This is a genomic window from Vibrio sp. N418 (assembly GCF_000222565.1).
GTDB classification, from domain to species: Bacteria; Pseudomonadota; Gammaproteobacteria; order Enterobacterales; family Vibrionaceae; genus Vibrio; species Vibrio scophthalmi.
Genome location: NZ_AFWD01000040.1, coordinates 117,706 through 135,542, shown reverse-complemented (window position 1 = coordinate 135,542; position 17,837 = coordinate 117,706). Strand labels below are relative to the sequence as shown.

The 17,837-nt window shown below is 45.9% G+C and carries 14 protein-coding genes; 4 read left to right on the top strand and 10 right to left on the bottom strand.

Features of this window, described 5'->3' with window-relative positions:
* Window positions 1-35: 35 nt before the first annotated feature.
* From lpdA to xerD, 7 genes are all read right to left on the bottom strand, one after another.
* A complete protein-coding gene (gene lpdA / locus RH86_RS08190) occupies window positions 36-1,466 on the bottom strand; it encodes a dihydrolipoyl dehydrogenase (RefSeq protein WP_005593190.1) in 1,431 nt (476 codons plus the stop codon).
* Between the two features lie 274 nt (window positions 1,467-1,740).
* Window positions 1,741-3,636 (bottom strand): pyruvate dehydrogenase complex dihydrolipoyllysine-residue acetyltransferase, encoded by a 1,896-nt coding sequence (aceF, locus tag RH86_RS08185; protein ID WP_009385872.1) that lies wholly within the window; start codon window positions 3,634-3,636, stop codon window positions 1,741-1,743.
* A 29-nt stretch (window positions 3,637-3,665) separates the two neighbouring features.
* Complete coding sequence (gene aceE, locus RH86_RS08180; protein ID WP_005593189.1) at window positions 3,666-6,329, bottom strand: pyruvate dehydrogenase (acetyl-transferring), homodimeric type; 2,664 nt, start codon at window positions 6,327-6,329, stop codon at window positions 3,666-3,668.
* Window positions 6,330-6,360: 31 nt separating this feature from the next.
* The gene (gene pdhR / locus RH86_RS08175) at window positions 6,361-7,125 is read right to left on the bottom strand and encodes a pyruvate dehydrogenase complex transcriptional repressor PdhR (RefSeq protein WP_009385871.1); all 765 of its coding nucleotides are present in this window, start codon (window positions 7,123-7,125) and stop codon (window positions 6,361-6,363) included.
* A 506-nt stretch (window positions 7,126-7,631) separates the two neighbouring features.
* Window positions 7,632-9,371, bottom strand: a complete 1,740-nt coding sequence (recJ, locus tag RH86_RS08170; protein ID WP_038219441.1) for a single-stranded-DNA-specific exonuclease RecJ — start codon at window positions 9,369-9,371, stop codon at window positions 7,632-7,634.
* A 42-nt stretch (window positions 9,372-9,413) separates the two neighbouring features.
* Window positions 9,414-10,160: a bifunctional protein-disulfide isomerase/oxidoreductase DsbC gene (gene dsbC / locus RH86_RS08165; RefSeq protein ID WP_009385869.1), complete on the bottom strand. Its 747-nt coding sequence runs from the start codon at window positions 10,158-10,160 to the stop codon at window positions 9,414-9,416.
* A 35-nt stretch (window positions 10,161-10,195) separates the two neighbouring features.
* Entirely contained in the window at window positions 10,196-11,092 is an 897-nt protein-coding gene (xerD, locus tag RH86_RS08160) for a site-specific tyrosine recombinase XerD (protein ID WP_009385868.1), read from the bottom strand.
* A gap of 168 nt (window positions 11,093-11,260) precedes the next feature.
* On the opposite strand from xerD, the gene fldB reads away from it, so the two are divergent.
* A complete protein-coding gene (gene fldB, locus RH86_RS08155; RefSeq protein WP_009385867.1) occupies window positions 11,261-11,782 on the top strand; it encodes a flavodoxin FldB in 522 nt (173 codons plus the stop codon).
* Window positions 11,783-11,889: 107 nt separating this feature from the next.
* On the opposite strand, the gene ampD is transcribed toward fldB, so the two are convergent.
* Complete coding sequence (gene ampD, locus RH86_RS08150; protein ID WP_009385866.1) at window positions 11,890-12,432, bottom strand: 1,6-anhydro-N-acetylmuramyl-L-alanine amidase AmpD; 543 nt, start codon at window positions 12,430-12,432, stop codon at window positions 11,890-11,892.
* A gap of 123 nt (window positions 12,433-12,555) precedes the next feature.
* Between ampD and nadC the strand changes: the two genes are divergently transcribed.
* Window positions 12,556-13,443 (top strand): carboxylating nicotinate-nucleotide diphosphorylase, encoded by an 888-nt coding sequence (nadC, locus tag RH86_RS08145; protein WP_009385865.1) that lies wholly within the window; start codon window positions 12,556-12,558, stop codon window positions 13,441-13,443.
* A 168-nt stretch (window positions 13,444-13,611) separates the two neighbouring features.
* Window positions 13,612-13,734: a membrane lipoprotein lipid attachment site-containing protein gene (locus tag RH86_RS20550; RefSeq protein WP_009385864.1), complete on the top strand. Its 123-nt coding sequence runs from the start codon at window positions 13,612-13,614 to the stop codon at window positions 13,732-13,734.
* 81 nt (window positions 13,735-13,815) lie between these two features.
* Here the strand turns inward: RH86_RS20550 and lptG are convergent, their stop codons facing one another.
* Both lptG and lptF read right to left on the bottom strand, forming a co-directional pair.
* Window positions 13,816-14,886, bottom strand: a complete 1,071-nt coding sequence (gene lptG, locus RH86_RS08140; protein ID WP_005593177.1) for an LPS export ABC transporter permease LptG — start codon at window positions 14,884-14,886, stop codon at window positions 13,816-13,818.
* A 3-nt stretch (window positions 14,887-14,889) separates the two neighbouring features.
* The gene (gene lptF, locus RH86_RS08135) at window positions 14,890-15,993 is read right to left on the bottom strand and encodes an LPS export ABC transporter permease LptF (protein ID WP_005593176.1); all 1,104 of its coding nucleotides are present in this window, start codon (window positions 15,991-15,993) and stop codon (window positions 14,890-14,892) included.
* A 192-nt stretch (window positions 15,994-16,185) separates the two neighbouring features.
* On the opposite strand from lptF, the gene pepA reads away from it, so the two are divergent.
* On the top strand, window positions 16,186-17,706 hold the full coding sequence (pepA, locus tag RH86_RS08130) for a leucyl aminopeptidase (RefSeq protein ID WP_005593175.1): 1,521 nt from the start codon (window positions 16,186-16,188) through the stop codon (window positions 17,704-17,706).
* Window positions 17,707-17,837: the final 131 nt, after the last annotated feature.

Here is a 17,837-nt window from a genome sequence, read left to right as displayed (position 1 = left end):
GTCTAGGCTGCGGTTTTTATTTATCTAGTCAGAAATTACTTTTTCTTTTTCACTGCTTTTTTGTTTGGCAGGTCAGTAATTGAACCTTCAAACACTTCCGCCGCTAGACCCACTGACTCATGTAGAGTTGGGTGAGCGTGGATAGTCAGTGCGATGTCTTCAGCGTCACAACCCATCTCGATTGCAAGGCCAATTTCACCGAGTAGCTCACCACCGTTAGTACCAACGATAGCACCACCAATGACGCGGTGAGTCTCTTTGTCGAAGATTAGCTTAGTCATACCATCTGCACAGTCAGAGGCGATTGCACGACCTGATGCTGCCCATGGGAATGTCGCCACTTCGTACTTGATACCTTCTGCTTTTGCTTCTTTCTCAGTTTTACCAACCCATGCAACTTCTGGCTCAGTGTACGCAATTGAAGGAATTACTTTAGGATCGAAGTAGTGCTTCTTACCAGAAATAACTTCTGCCGCTACGTGACCTTCATGCACACCTTTGTGCGCAAGCATTGGTTGGCCAACGATATCACCGATAGCAAAGATGTGCGGTACGTTAGTACGCATTTGCTTATCAACGTTGATAAAGCCGCGCTCATCAATTTCGATACCCGCTTTCGCGCCATCGATAAGAAGACCGTTTGGTACACGACCGATAGCAACAAGAACGGCATCGTAACGTTCAGCTTCTGCTGGCGCTTTTTTGCCTTCCATTGAAACGTAGATACCATCTTCTTTCGCTTCAACTGCTGTTACTTTCGTTTCTAGCATCAAGTTAAATTTCTTCTCAATGCGTTTAGTGAATACTTTAACGATGTCTTTGTCTGCTGCTGGGATAACTTGGTCAAACATTTCAACCACGTCAACTTTAGAACCCAGAGAGTGGTAAACCGTACCCATCTCAAGACCGATGATACCACCACCCATGATAAGCAGTTTCTCAGGCACTTCTTTCAGCTCAAGTGCATCGGTTGAATCCCAAATACGTGGGTCTTCATGCGGAATGAATGGCAGTTTGATCGGACGAGAACCCGCAGCCACGATAGCGTTGTCAAAGTTAACGACTGTTGACTCGCCTTCGCCTTCGACAAGGATTGAGTTAGGACCGGTGAATTTACCGTAGCCGTTTACAACCGTTACGTCACGCATCTTAGCCATACCGCTAAGACCGCCAGTCAGTTGGGTTACTACTTTTTCTTTCCACAAACGGATCTTGTTGATGTCAGTTTGTGGTTCGCCAAATACGATGCCGTGCTCAGAAAGTGCTTTTGCTTCTTCGATAACTTTCGATACGTGCAGTAGTGCTTTTGATGGGATACAACCTACGTTAAGGCAGACACCACCAAGAGTGCTGTAACGCTCAACTAGCACAGTTTCAAGACCTAGGTCTGCACAACGGAAGGCAGCAGAGTAACCAGCAGGACCAGAACCAAGTACAACAACTTGGGCTTTAATTTCTTTGCTCATTTTGACCTCTTGTAGTCATTATCCCTAACAGGCTGAATGGGTATTGAGATTATTGTTTCAAACGTTCTTTATTGTTTTAAACAGCTTTTTCAGACCGTCAATAGTTTACAGAGATGTTAACGATGTGAAAAGTAATTCAATTTAGCCTGTGAGCTAGACAACAATTCGACTCTCTATGCGTGTAGCAATAGCAACAACACAGAAGGATCCAATTATTTAAATATCTTTGATAGAAGAGGCGGCAAAAATGCCGCCTCTGATTCGTCTTATCTAATTACAGAACGAGACGACGGATGTCTGATAGCGCGCTGTTTAGGTAAGTAATGAAACGCGCACCTTCAGCACCATCAATCACACGGTGATCGTATGATAGTGACAGTGGAAGTTGTAGACGCGGTTCAAACTCTTTACCGTTCCAAACAGGTTTGATTTCAGACTTAGACACACCAAGGATGCCCACTTCTGGTGCATTTACGATTGGCGTAAATGCAGTACCACCGATGCCACCTAGGCTCGAGATAGTGAAACAGCCACCTTGCATATCCGCAGCAGTCAGCTTGCCAGAACGTGCTTTCTTAGAGACAACCATTAGCTCTTCAGAAAGCTCGTAGATGCCTTTTTTGTTCACGTCTTTGAAAACAGGAACAACAAGACCGTTTGGCGTATCAACTGCAATACCTACGTTCACGTATTTCTTCAGGATGATGCTTTCGCCATCGTCAGAAAGTGAAGAGTTAAATGCAGGGAACGCTTCTAGTGCTTTCGCAACGGCTTTCATGATGAACACAAGTGGTGTGATCTTCATACCAGTGTCGTTCTTCGCTTCGATTGCGTTCTGCTCTTTACGGAATGCTTCTAGCTCAGTGATGTCAGCGTTATCCCACTGTGTAACGTGCGGGATCATTACCCAGTTACGGTGCAGGTTAGCGCCTGAAATCTTCTTGATCTTAGAAAGAGGCTTAACTTCTGTCTCACCAAACTTGCTGAAATCAACTTTTGGCCATGGTAGTAGACCAAGTGCGCTGCCGTCACCGCCTTTGCCTGCTGCCGCAGCACCAGACTCTAGACGTTTCAGTGCCTCTTTAACGTAAGACTGTACGTCTTCTTTCAGGATACGGCTCTTACGACCAGACCCTTTAACTTTAGAAAGGTTTACGCCAAATTCACGAGCAAGACGACGAACCACTGGAGATGCGTGCGCGTAGTCACCGTTCTCTTGGAAGTCGCCAGTTGCTGCTGGAGCTTCTGCTTTAGGCGCCGCTGCAACCGGTGCTGCCGCTTGCGCTTGCGCTGGAGCTGCTTGAGCAACTGGAGCCGCTACTGGAGCTGCGCCTGCTACTTCAAACACCATGATTAAAGAACCAGTCGTTACTTTATCGCCAGCTGCAATTTTGATCTCTTTGATGGTACCCGCGAACGGTGCTGGTACTTCCATCGATGCCTTGTCGCCTTCAACAGTGATTAGAGATTGCTCTTCTTCTACTGTATCGCCAACCGCTACCATGATTTCAGTGACTTCAACTTCATCGCCGCCGATGTCTGGAACGTGTACATCTTTTGCTGCTGACGCTGCTGGAGCCGCTGCAACTGGTGCTGCCGCCGCTGGAGCTACAGGTGCTGAACCCGCTGCTGCGCCAACTTCAAAGATCATCACAAGTGAGCCAGTTGATACTGAATCACCTACCGCGATTTTGATTTCTTTTAGTGTACCGGCAAATGGTGCTGGTACTTCCATAGAAGCCTTGTCGCCTTCAACAGTTAGAAGAGATTGCTCTTCTTCAATTGAGTCGCCAACCGCTACCATGATTTCAGTTACTTCTACTTCATCGCCACCAATATCTGGTACGTGAACTTCTTTCAATTCACTTGCCGCTGCTGCCGCAGGAGCCGCTACTGGAGCAGCTTCAACCGCTGGAGCAGATGCAGCTTGCGCTGCACCCTCGGCTTCGAACGTCATGATTAGAGAACCAGTAGAAACCGAGTCGCCTACTGCGATCTTGATTTCTTTAACGATACCCGCTTGAGATGCAGGAACTTCCATAGAAGCTTTATCGCCTTCAACTGTGATTAGAGACTGTTCTTCTTCAACCTTGTCGCCAACGCTTACAAGAATCTCAGTAACTTCAACCTCATCCGCACCGATGTCTGGTACATTAATTTCGATTGCCATTGCTTATCTACCTTTTAATTAAGCGTTGCTTATGCGTATTGTGGGTTAGTTTTTTCAGTGTCGATATTGAATTTCTTGATTGCTTCAACAACCACAGATTTATCCATATCGCCACGTTTCACAAGCTCAGTAAGAGCTGCAACTACCACGTAACCTGCGTTCACTTCGAAGTGACGACGTAGGTTTTCACGGCTGTCTGAACGACCGAAGCCATCAGTACCCAACACTTTGTAAGACTCAGCTGGAACGAATGCACGTACTTGCTCAGCGTAGTTCTTCATATAATCCGTCACTGCGATTGCAGGTTCGTTACCAAGAACCGTTGTGATGTAAGGTACTTTCGCTTCCGCTTCAGGGTGTAGCATGTTGTCACGCTCTACCGCTTGGCCATCACGAGTTAGTTCGTTGAATGACGTTACAGAGAATACGTCAGACGCTACGCCGTAATCTTCACTTAGGATCTGTGCTGCTTTACGCGCTTCGTTCATGATAGTACCAGAGCTCATTAACTGAACTTTGCCTTTACTACCTGCGTAAGACTCAAGCTTGTAGATACCCTTACGAATGCCTTCTTCAGCGCCTTCTGGCATTGCTGGCATTGCGTAGTTTTCGTTCATTACTGTTAGGTAGTAGTAAACGTTCTCTTGGTTCTCACCGTACATGCGACGGATACCGTCTTGCATGATTACCGCTAGCTCGTAAGCAAACGTTGGATCGTAAGAGATACAGTTAGGTACAGTGTTCGCCATGATGTGCGAGTGACCGTCTTCGTGCTGTAGACCTTCACCGTTTAGCGTTGTACGACCTGCTGTAGCACCTAGTAGGAAGCCACGAGCTTGTTGGTCACCTGCTAGCCATGCCATGTCACCAATACGTTGGAAACCGAACATTGAGTAGTAGATGTAGAATGGGATCATTGGTAGATCGTTGGTGCTGTATGACGTTGCAGCTGCAACCCAAGACGCCATTGAACCTAGCTCGTTGATACCTTCTTGTAGAACCTGACCTGAAGTCGCTTCTTTGTAGTAAGAGACTACACCGCGGTCTTCTGGTGTGTATTCTTGACCGTGTGGGTTGTAGATACCAACCTGACGGAATAGACCTTCCATACCGAATGTACGCGCTTCATCACAGATGATAGGAACGATGTTCTTACCAATGTTCTTATCTTTAAGAAGAATATTTAGCGTACGTACATAAGCCATTGTGGTCGAGATTTCACGCTTTTGCTCACCAAGAAGCGGCGCGAATTCTTCTAGCTCAGGAACTTTGAATTCTTGAGTAAATTTAGGCAGACGCGCAGGTGTATAGCCGTGTAGAGCTTTACGACGAGCGTGTAAGTATTCGTATTCAGGCGTGCCTTCTTCCAGCTTCAAGTATGGAAGTTCTTTGATCTTCTCATCTGAAAGAATGTCTTCTAGACCTAGGCGATCACGTAGGTGTTGAACATGAGTCATGTCCATTTTCTTCACACCGTGCGCAATGTTCTTACCTTCTGCTGCATCACCCATACCGTAACCTTTTACTGTTTTCGCTAGGATTACAGTTGGTTTACCGTTGGTTTCTTTTGCATTGTTGAACGCAGCAAACAGTTTAGATGAATCATGACCACCACGCTTAAGTGCGAAGATTTCGTCATCAGTCATGTCTGCAACAAGTGCAGCTGTTTCTGGGTACTTACCAAAGAAGTGCTCACGTACGTATGCGCCATCTTTAGATTTGAATGTCTGGTAGTCACCATCGATCGTTTCGTTCATTAGTTGAAGGAGCTTACCAGTGGTGTCTTTCGCAAGTAGTGAATCCCAGTTGCTACCCCAAATAACTTTAACAACGTTCCAACCAGCGCCTTTAAATAGGCCTTCTAGTTCTTGGATGATGCTGCCGTTACCCATAACCGGGCCATCTAGGCGCTGTAGGTTACAGTTGATTAGGAAACATAGGTTGTCTAGTTTTTCACGTGCAGCGAACGAGATCGCACCGCGTGATTCTGGCTCATCCATCTCACCGTCACCTAGGAAGGCATAAACGCGTTGAGCTGAAGTTTGCTTAAGACCACGGCCATCAAGGTACTTCAAGAAGCGAGCTTGATAGATAGCTGAAATTGGACCTAGACCCATCGATACTGTTGGGAACTGCCAGAATTCAGGCATTAGTTTAGGGTGTGGGTATGAAGGAATACCTTTACCATCAACTTCTTGACGGAAGTTATCTAGCTGTTCTTCAGTTAGACGGCCTTCAACGAATGCGCGAGAGTAGATACCTGGAGAGATATGACCTTGGTAGTACACCAAGTCACCACCGTCCGTCTCATTTGGAGCGCGGAAGAAGTGGTTGAAACATACTTCGTAGAATGCTGCTGCAGACTGGTAAGAAGCCATGTGACCACCTAGGTCTAGGTCTTTCTTAGATGCGCGAAGTACAATCATGATCGCATTCCAGCGAATGATTGAACGAATACGACGCTCTAGCGTTGTATCACCTGGGTAAGCAGGTTCTTGCGCAGCTGGGATCGTATTGATGTAGTTTGTGTTGATACCTGTAGCCATATCAACGCCATCAAGACGAGCTTTATCCAAAACTTGCTCTAGTAAATATTGAGCGCGTTCTACACCTTCTTCACGTACAACTGATTCAAGCGCTTGCAGCCAATCTTGAGTTTCCAGTGCATCTACGTCATGCTTCATATCAGACATGCCGATCTATCCTTCTGTTGGTTGGATCTACTTATTCGTTACCCTGCTGAATTCGACGTAAAGAGCGCTCACGTCGAGACTCTTCACGAGTCAAATCCAACAATATTTCTTCGATATAAGCCAAATGAGAATGAGACATTTCACGCGCCTTTTCCGGCTGACCAGAAACAATCGCATCCACAATATTGGCTCGGTGCTTACTTACTTTCTCCACCACTTCTTGTCGGCGGTGCAGCAATTTCAAATTCTGTAAAATATTTTGCTCAAGCAATGGCGCTAAGCTACGCACAATGTGCAGCAAAACTACATTGTGGGCCGCTTCAGTCAACGCAATCAGAAATTGCATTACCGCAGCAGCTTCAGCGACGACGTCTTGCTTATCTTGTTGTGCACCAATGCCTTCTAATGAGGCTTGAATACGAGCAAAATCTTCATCAGTACCACGCAACGCTGCAAAATAAGCCGAGATACCTTCCATCGCATGACGCGATTCGAGTAAATCTAATTGAGTTTCTGAATGGCTCGATAATAAATTTAGCAGAGGATCAGAAAAGCCCTTCCAAAGATTCTCACTGACAAATGTACCGCCGCCTTGACGACGAGTGAGAAGACGTTTGGCTTCCAAACGTTGGATAGCTTCACGGATCGAAGGACGAGAAACATCGAACTGTTTAGCCAGTTCGCGCTCTGGTGGCAATTGTTGCCCCGGAGACAGTGTTCCTTCTACTATCAACCTTTCAAGCTCTTGTTCTATTACATCAGAGAGCTTTGGCTGACGAATCCTTTGATAAGCCATAAATTATCGTTCTTTACTCTTTGCAGTTAATTGGTCATACCAATTTAGTGTGGGAAGAAATTAACATATTAAAAACGCAAATTCCAGCCAAAAATTGACCCAAATCATAAAACCACGCCTGCAGCAACCATCCATTAACATCATTCACATGAAACACTGATGTAATTGGTCATGCCAATTACAAAAGATGAACAACTGGGCGAAAATCGTGCTAGCGATCACACCATAATTGGTCAGTTTTAAAGAAGTATGAATGAATGTGAGAAATCATTCTTAATTAGTATTTTTTCGCCGTCTTCGACGTGAATAGAATGTGTTTTTATCCGAAACCAGCATCGAAGATGCTAAACCTATTTGTCACCGCGGCTTCAATATTGATGAGCGGAAAAAAGGCCTAAATAAGATCATGAACAATGAAAGAGTAGAGAAGAGCTAAGGGGCATTGAAAATAAGCGGTTTAGTGGCGCCTTAGATAGAGGCGCCACCTATTGTACAACGACAGAACACTATTTTGCTTCGAGATGATCGATCAATAATTGCAATGACTGATTACCACGAAACTCATTGATATCAAGCTTGTATGCCAGACGTACCGTTTTAACTGAAGCATCTGGCCAGCGACGTAAATCTACATTAAACGCGATACCATCAATCATAATATTAGTGGGATGGCCTTTAAACAGCGGCTCTAACATCAATTTAAGATGCTTCTCGCCCACTAATTTCTGATGTAGAACTTTAAACTCGCCATCAAAAACGGGTTCTGGGAATGATTGTCCCCAAGGGCCACCTGCGCGTAACATTTGTGCCACGTGCATAGAGAACTCTTCTGGGGCTAATTCTCCGTCAGATAGTACGATACCTTTCAACGCCGCTTCATCGAGTTCTTCTTTCACTGCTTGGTCGTATAAACGAGCAAAGCGTTCGAAGTTTTTCTCTTCAATCGATAACCCTGCCGCCATCGCATGACCACCGAATTTCAGGATCAAACCGGGGTTTTGCGTATCAATGCGATCCAGTGTGTCACGCATGTGTAAGCCTGGTATCGAGCGACAAGAGCCTTTTATGATACCGTCCCCACCATCAGCAAAGGCAATCACTGGGCGATGAAACTTCTCTTTGATACGAGAAGCTAAAATACCAATCACACCTTGATGCCAATCGCGTTGGAATAATACTAAACCAAACGGAAGTTCGGCATTCTCTCCAAACTGCAGACGCTCACAAAAAGCCATTGCCTCTTGCTTCATGCCCTCTTCAATCTCTTTACGAGTTTGGTTGAGGCCATCTAACTCACTCGCCATGCGGCGTGCGGCATGGATATTATTGCTTAGCAGCAACTCAACGCCGAAAGACATGTCATCCAAACGACCGGCAGCGTTAATGCGTGGGCCTAAGGCAAAACCAAAATCAGAAGCAACTAAACGACTGGCATCTTTTTTAGCCACTTCAATCAAGGCTTGGATGCCTGGGCGAGCATGACCAGCCCGAATACGTTGCAAACCTTGATGGACCAAAATACGGTTATTCTCATCCAAAGAAACCACGTCAGCCACCGTACCTAATGCCACCAAATCAATCAGTTCCATTAACTTAGGTTCTGCCATGCCCTGCTGGCTAAACCAACCAAGGTTACGCATGTGTACACACAGTGCCATCATCAAATAAAAAGCAACACCAACACCAGCTAATGATTTCGACGGAAAAGCGCACTCTTGCAGATTAGGATTGACCATCGCATCGGCAATCGGCAGATCTGAGCCCGGTAAGTGGTGATCGGTTACTAAAACTTGTAAACCTTGCTCTTTGGCGTAGCGAACCCCTTCAATGGATGACACGCCGTTATCGACCGTCATAATCACCTGCGCGCCAATCGCGATTGCCTGATCAACCACTTCAGGGCTTAAGCCGTAACCATCTTCAAATCGATTTGGCACGAGGTAATCGACGTTGCTGCTACCAAGCATACGTAATGCAAGGACAGAAAGCGCAGAGCTGGTCGCGCCATCGGCGTCAAAATCCCCGACGACGATAATGCGTTGATTGGTTTTAATCGCGGTAAACAACAATTCCACCGCCAGCTGAATGCCATGCAGTTTTTGATACGAATGTAAGCCGCGTACACCATTGTCTAACTGCTGCATCGAGTGGATGCCACGGCTGAGGTACAGGCGACGCAATAACGGTGCAATGGAGTCAGGTAACTGGGAAATATCGACTTCAGGACGACGTTGAATTTCTATCATCATAAAATAAAAGTAGGCTCAATTGAGCCTACTTCCTTGTGGTTATTTTTGTTCTAGACGTTGCAGCAATTTCTCTGCTGGAACATAACCGCCAACCATTTCACCGTTCGGAAGGAAAATGGCAGGCGTACCGCTGATGCCTAATTCACGACCTAACATATAGTGTTTTTGAATCGTATCTTGGCATTGAGCGAAATTGTCGCCTTTAGCTGGGAATTTACGGTTTACTTTACCATCATGCATTGCTGCCTGTGGATCGTCAGCACACCAAATTGAAGCCATTTGATCTGCGACATCACCAACGGGCCCTTGGCGAGGGAAGGCCATGTAGCGCACGGTAATACCAAGATCATTGTAATCTTGTAATTCGCGGTGCAACTTCACGCAGTAGCCACAAGTAATATCGGTAAAGACCGTAACAACATATTTTTCATTGTCGGCTTTAAACTCAATCACTGAGTCTTTCATTGCATCAATCTTAGCCGCGTTGATCGGCGCTTGGCGCTGAGCAATGACGTCTTGGTAGCCACCTTTGTCATCCAACTGGTATAGCGAACCGGCAATAAAATACTCGCCATCTGGTGAGGCAAATAAAACACCACCGTTAGTTTGTACTTCAACCAAGCCTTTAATATCAGCAGGCACAACATCAGTCACCTGCAAACCCAGTTTTGCAAAGCGCTCAGCTAACTCTGCTTTATTAATTTGTGTCTCGCTACTTACGTTAGCAAAAGAAGCCGCTGCAAAAAAGGGCAACGCAAGTAATGTCATTCGGCGTAATACGCTCATTCTATTCACCTTAAATAAAATCTCTAACGCAAGAGCTAAGCCCTTGGATGATGTTCACTATGAAGCTGTTTTAATCGCTCTGTTGCGACGTGAGTATAGATTTGTGTGGTCGACAAGTCACTATGCCCAAGCAACATCTGCACCACACGTAGATCTGCGCCATAGTTTAGCAAGTGGGTTGCAAATGCATGACGCAACACATGTGGCGAAAGTAACTCAGTATCAATCCCTGCCAACACCGCATAATACTTAATACGATGCCAAAAGGTTTGTCGGGTCATTTGTCGTGCTCGTTTACTTGGAAAAACGACATCAGAGGTTTTCTCCCCAAGTAACTCAGACCGCCCTTGTTGAAGAAAAGTTTCAATCCAATCGATGGCATTTTCACCCATTGGCACTAAACGCTCTTTGCCACCCTTACCAGTTACTCGCACGACACCTTGTCGTAAGCTGATATTTTCCATCGTCAAACTGACTAATTCGGTGACACGCAAGCCGGTGGCATACAACAATTCCAACATTGCTTTATCACGCAATTCAATCGCATCGTTTGGATCGGGCGCATTAAGTAACGCATCCACTTGGGCCTCACTGAGGTCTTTCGGTAGTCGCTTGGGTAACTTAGGGCTCACCAACAAGGCGCTCGGGTCATCGGCGCGAATTTTCTCACGGTGTAAATATTGAAACAAACGACGAATCGCCGACAGCATCCGCGCGCGCGACGTTTGCTTGTAATCTTGATCGGCTAACCACGATTGGTATTCCTGCAAGCCAGACAAGCTAATAAAATCAAGACGGTAGTTGTGTTGTTTCATCCACGTCAGTAGCTTGAATAAATCGGTGCGGTAGGACGATAAGGTGTTTTCCGACAACCCTCGCTCCATCCACATCGCATCAAGAAACTGCTCAACAACCCCTTGATCCGGTGACATTATTTCTGACAAAACCACTCTCTAATTTTTAACGACACATTTATCTTTACTGTAAATGCATACAGCAAACAAAGCCATAAAAATTCAATTGATGACCGATATTCGCTGCAAAGCAGACCATTTTGTGGTTAGAATTCGCTAACACTCCATTTAGAAAGATAAACGATGATGAAAATCGGTCTATTTTACGGCTCAACCACTTGCTACACCGAAATGGCAGCAGAGAAGATGCGCGCCATCATGGGCGATGACTTAGTGGATATTCACAACGTCAAAGAGTCCCCTCTTTCGACAATGGCAGATTACGACTTATTAATCTTAGGTATTTCTACTTGGGATTTTGGTGAGATTCAAGAAGATTGGCTCGAGATCTGGGACAGTATTAACAGCCAACCACTGCAAGGTAAAACCGTAGCTCTGTTTGGCCTTGGTGACCAAGAAGGTTACGGTGAATGGTATTTGGATGCGATGGGCCTACTGCACGATCAAGTCAAACAAGCCGGTGCAACCATTGTCGGTTACTGGCCAAACGACGAGCAGTACCAATTTGAAGCCTCGAAAGCGTTAACCGAAGATGGCAGCATGTTTGTCGGTTTAGCGCTGGATGAAGATTCACAATACGAATTGAGCGATGAACGCATCGCTACTTGGGTCGAGCAAGTTCTGACCGAATATCAAGCCTCGCTCTAAGAGCTACAGAGAGGCGAGAGTTGAGGATCGAGAGTGAGAATTGAGAATTGAGAATTGAGAATTGAGAGGTGAACATGGTCACCTCTCGAATGCAATCTTCTCGCTTCTTAACGTAGCGCCTCTCGGTATCTCACCCAGTCAAACACCAGCCCTGGATCGGTTTTGCGCAGCGGGGCAATATATTGATGGCCAGTAATACGTGGCAGCGTGATGAGTGGATAATGTTGCATTAACTGCAAGCTCAGCGTGCTGAGTGCTTGATATTGCTCATCGGTGTACGCAACGTAGTCACTGCCTTCCATCTCTATGCCAATCGAATAGTCGTTACAACGCTCACGCCCAGCAAAACTTGATGCCCCGGCATGCCACGCTCTATCGCGAAACGAAACAAACTGCACCACCTCACCGTCCCGACGAATCAAACAGTGCGCCGACACGCCCATTTTGTGTATCACTTTAAAAAAGGGATGCTCATCAGCATCTAGATTACCGAGAAAAAACTGTTCAATGTAAGGCCCCCCAAACTTGCCCGGCGGTAGGCTAATGTTATGGATCACCAACAATGAGATATCCTCACTATCGCTGCGATGGTCAAAAAACGGGGATGGCACATGACGTGCGGCTTGATACCAACCTTGCGGATCAATCATTTGGCTATTTCTCATTTTCCATAACTGGGGTCAATTTTAACTGAAATGCGAGATTAATGGCTGAATTTCACTCGCAGTCAGCGTATCATTCCCTTCTCTGTTCAACTGCGTATTAGATTTGCGATGAAAAACACACACAATAGCCAAGAACGTCTTGAATATTTGAAGCAGCAACTTCCATTAGAGATCACTCGTGCGGTCAGCGAAACTTTGAAAGAAGATCTCGGCGGCACACTCGATGCGGCTAACGACATCACCGCAAGTCTGATCCCTGCCGATGCGCAGAATGAAGCAACTATCATCACTCGTGAGCATGGTGTTTTCTGTGGTCAAGCATGGGCTGATGAAGTATTCAAGCAGCTTGGTGGCGAAGTAACGATCCACTGGCATGTACAAGATGGTGATACTGTCGAGCCAAACCAAGTGCTTTGTACTCTATCAGGACCTGCGCGCGCACTATTAACCGGCGAACGCAATGCGATGAACTTTATCCAAACGCTGTCTGGCTGTGCGACTACCGTTGCGCGCTATGCCGAGAAAATTGCTGGCACAGACTGCCGTTTGCTTGATACGCGTAAAACCATTCCTGGTCTTCGTAGTGCTCTGAAATACGCTGTCGCATGTGGCGGCGGTTACAATCACCGTATTGGTGTGTTTGATGCGTATCTGATCAAAGAAAACCACATCATTGCTTGTGGTGGTATCTCTCAAGCAGTTAGCACCGCTAAAGAACTAAACCCAGGTAAACCGGTTGAAGTTGAAACAGAAAGCCTAGCGGAACTAAAAGAAGCGATTGAAGCTGGTGCCGATATTATCATGTTGGATAACTTCACCACCGATATGATGCGTGAAGCGGTAGCGATTAACGCAGGTCGTGCAGCACTCGAAAACTCGGGTAACGTCACCTTAGAGACTATTCGCGAATACGCAGAAACGGGCGTGGATTACATCTCTGTCGGTGCACTGACTAAGCACTTAAAAGCGATGGATCTTTCTATGCGCTTCAAATAGCGCGCCGCGATTCTCATGATTTTTTAAAGGCAGCGTCGTTTATCGCTGCTTTTTTATTGCTTGCTGACTGTTTATTTAGCTCAGAGGCACGGTTGTGCTGGGCGATAACATGGCTTAAATTTACTCGAAACCATTTAATGCCAGCGTATTCATTTCAAGGATTCTAAAATGAAAAAGTATCTATTGGTCATTTGTACCCTATTCGCCCTCTCTGGCTGTGCCACCTTTGAAGAAGGCGTCACTTCTGTCGCTGACGACATTAATCGTAAAGTACATGGTGATTTCGATTAATTAAGCGCATTGACCGCGTCACGGATATGAAAAAGCCCTCTTGATGAGGGCTTTGTTATTTTGCTCGCTACTCGGTATGTGCTAGAGCTTACGTCTAAGCAGCATGATCGCAATGATTAAGAAGACGATACTTGGCATAATCGCACCAAAGGCGGGTGGAATGTTGTATACCAAGCTAAGTGGTCCAAAAAACTCACTCGAAATGTAGAACGAAAAGCCTGCAACTACGCCCGATAAGATACGCGCCCCCATCGTCACACTGCGTAGTGGACCAAAGATGAACGACAGCGCCATCAACATCATTACCGCAATCGAAAACGGTTGTGTCACCTTGCGCCAAAATGCCAATTCATAACGTGAAGCATCTTGCTCTGATGCTTTTAAGTAATCGACATAATCATATAAACCAAGCAAAGAAAGCTCTTCTGGCTTCACCGTCACCACAGCCAAGCGCTCTGGCTCCAGTGAGGTTGTCCAACTTAGTTCTGGCAACGTCTCTTTCGATAAGCGTACTGGATCTGACATGTTGGTCACTTGCACATCTTTCATCAGCCAATTTTTGTCACCGACATAGTCAGCCTCTTTGGCGTAAAAGACATTCTGTAACTGTTTGTTGTCATCAAAACGCCACATCTGTAGACCATAGAGTCTTTCATCTTCAATTTTACCAATAAAGATAAAATCATTGGCATCTCGCGCCCAAACCCCGGTTCGAACCGACATAATCGCACCGTTACTGGTTGAGAAAGCGCGTAAGTCTCGCGCCATTTTCTGCGCCTGAGGAGCGCCCCATTGACCCAACACAGTAACGATAATCATCAACGGCACCGCCGTTTTTAACACCGATAGACCAATGTCCAGCTTAGAAAAGCCCGCCGCTTGCATCACGACCAGTTCAGAGCTTGACGCTAACATACCGAGACCAATCAGCGCACCGAGCAGTGCCGCCATTGGGAAGAACATTTCGATATCACGTGGAATACTCAAGCCAACAAAGAACAAAGCTTGAATCAAGTCATAACTACCTTGGCCAACTTTACGCAGCTGCTCAACATACTTGATGATGGCAGACAGACCAACAAAGGTCGCCAACACCATAGTCGAGGTAACAATAATAGTACGACCTATATAAAGGTCTAAAATCTTAAACACGACTTATGCTGCCTTCTTCTTTTGTCTCAATTTGTCTTTAAAGCGACGCACTGGAATACTGTCCATTAAATTAACACCAATTGCCGTCACCAGTAGCGCGAAATTGATTGGCCACATACCAACAAACGCCGGAATCGAGCCATCTTCTAACGCTGACTTCGTCGCACTAATCGCCAAGAAGTACGCTAGATAAGTCAAAATAGCTGGGCCCATTTTCGCAAATCGGCCTTGACGTGGATTTACCGCTGAAAGCGGCACCACCAGCATTGTCAGCAGTGGAATACACACCACCAGCGAAATACGCCATTGCAATTCAGCTTGCGCCTTCGGATTTGGATTTCCCACTAAATCTAGCGTTGGGATCGCTTCCCAATCACGACCTTTGCGCTTCACTTCACTTTGACCAATGACGCCTTGGTACTGTTCAAAGTTCGTCACCATGTAATCAATACGCGTCGGCACGCCTTCATAACGAGTACCGTCATACATACGAATGACTTGGCGACCATCACTCAACTCTTTTACTTCGCCCGATTTAGAAAACGACACACTCGGTAAAATAGAATCACGTGGGCGCATTTGAGCAATAAAAACATTGCTGAGCTTATCGTCTCGAATATCATCAATAAACACCACCGATGAACCATCCGGCGTGCCTTGGAAATGACCTTTCTTCAACAAGTCGACACTGTTTTCTGCCTGAACTTGTTCTTGCAGTTGAATGAGTTTCTCTTGGCTATATGGCGATAAGACAAACGAATTAATCGCCGCTGCCAAACCAGTGATCACCGCCAAATACAATGCTGCACGGATCAGGAATTTATTTCCGATCCCCGTCGCATTCATTACGGTAATTTCACTTTCCGCGTACAAACGACCAAAGGTGAGCAAGATGCCCAAGAAAAGACTGAGTGGCAGCATTAACAAGCCCATAGAAGGCATGCTAAGGCCAACGTAGCTCATCACCAAACCAGCCGGTATTTCACCGTCTGAGGCTTCCGCTAGTACACTAATCAATTTTTGGCTCAAAAAGACCAAGAAAAGGATAAAAAAGATCGCAAATTGGCTTTTGAGTGTCTCGCGGATCAAATATCTAACAATAATCACGCTGAAATTACCTATACAAAACTTGTTTTTTTAATTGAATCACTATAATTTCTCGTTGAACCCGTTATTTTTTGAAATTTTCAGCTAACTGTTAGCTCACTTATTTAAAGGTAGTTCCGATTAAGGAATCAACAAGTAAGCGGGCATTATCTAACATTTAGTTCTATTTGTCTTCAGGATGTAGGAGTACTCATGGAGTTCAGTGTTAAAAGTGGTAGCCCTGAGAAACAGCGCAGCGCTTGTATTGTCGTTGGCGTCTTTGAACCACGTCGCCTCTCTCCAGTGGCCGAACAGCTAGATAAAATTAGCGACGGCTATATTAGTTCACTACTTCGTCGTGGTGACCTTGAAGGAAAACCTGGTCAGATGCTGCTTTTGCATCAAGTACCTGGTGTACTTTCAGAGCGCGTACTACTCGTAGGCTGCGGTAAAGAACGCGAGCTAGGCGAGCGTCAATACAAAGAAATTATCCAAAAGACCATCAACACGCTAAATGAAACTGGCTCAATGGAAGCAGTGTGCTTCTTAACTGAGTTGCATGTTAAAGGTCGCGATACTTATTGGAAAGTTCGTCAAGCAGTCGAAGCGACTAAAGACGGCCTTTACACCTTCGATCAGTTTAAAACAATTAAACCAGAAACGCGCCGTCCGCTACGTAAATTAGTTTTCAACGTACCAACACGTCGTGAACTAAACCTTGGTGAACGTGCGATTTCCCATGGCCTTGCTATTGCTTCTGGTGTAAAAGCGTCGAAAGATCTTGGCAACATGCCACCAAACATCGCTAACCCAGCGTACCTTGCTTCTCAAGCACGTCGCCTTGCTGATGACTATGAGTCAATCACCACCAAAATCATTGGTGAGCAAGAGATGGAAAAACTGGGTATGACGTCATACCTTGCGGTTGGCCGCGGCTCGAAAAACGAATCAATGATGTCGATCATCGAGTACAAAGGCAATCCGAACACAGAAGCTAAACCGATTGTGCTTGTAGGTAAAGGTTTAACCTTCGATTCAGGCGGTATTTCTCTAAAACCAGGCGATGGCATGGATGAGATGAAATACGATATGTGTGGTGCGGCATCGGTATTCGGTACCATGAAAGCGCTAGCAAAACTGAATCTGCCTATCAATGTAGTCGGCATTTTAGCAGGCTGTGAAAACATGCCTGGCAGCAATGCTTACCGTCCTGGCGACATTCTTACCACCATGTCAGGCCAAACGGTTGAAGTATTAAATACCGATGCAGAAGGTCGTTTGGTACTGTGTGATGCACTGACGTATGTTGAGCGTTTTGAACCAGATTGCGTGGTCGACGTCGCGACTCTGACTGGCGCATGTGTGATTGCACTAGGTCACCACATTAGTGGTGTACTATCAAACCACAATCCACTGTCTCATGAATTAGTGAACGCTTCAGAACAAGCCAGTGACCGTGCATGGCGTCTACCAATGGCAGACGAGTACCATGAACAGTTGAAGAGCCCATTTGCTGATATGGCAAATATCGGCGGCCGTCCTGGCGGTACGATCACTGCAGGTTGCTTCTTGTCTAAATTTACTAAGAAGTACAACTGGGCCCACATTGATATCGCAGGTACTGCGTGGAAATCGGGTGCAGCAAAAGGTTCTACCGGTCGTCCGGTCTCAATGCTTGTCCAATTCCTACTCAACCGTAGTGGCCAAGACGCTGAGGAACAAACCTCAAAATAGTGAAAAGGGCCGCAAGGCCCTTTTTTATTGTTCGATATCGAGTAGAAACATTACTCAAATGTGCTCTTACGAGTTAAAACGGTAACCTAGCTAGCACCGAGCAGATTGCCTACCACCTAAACTTAGTTGGA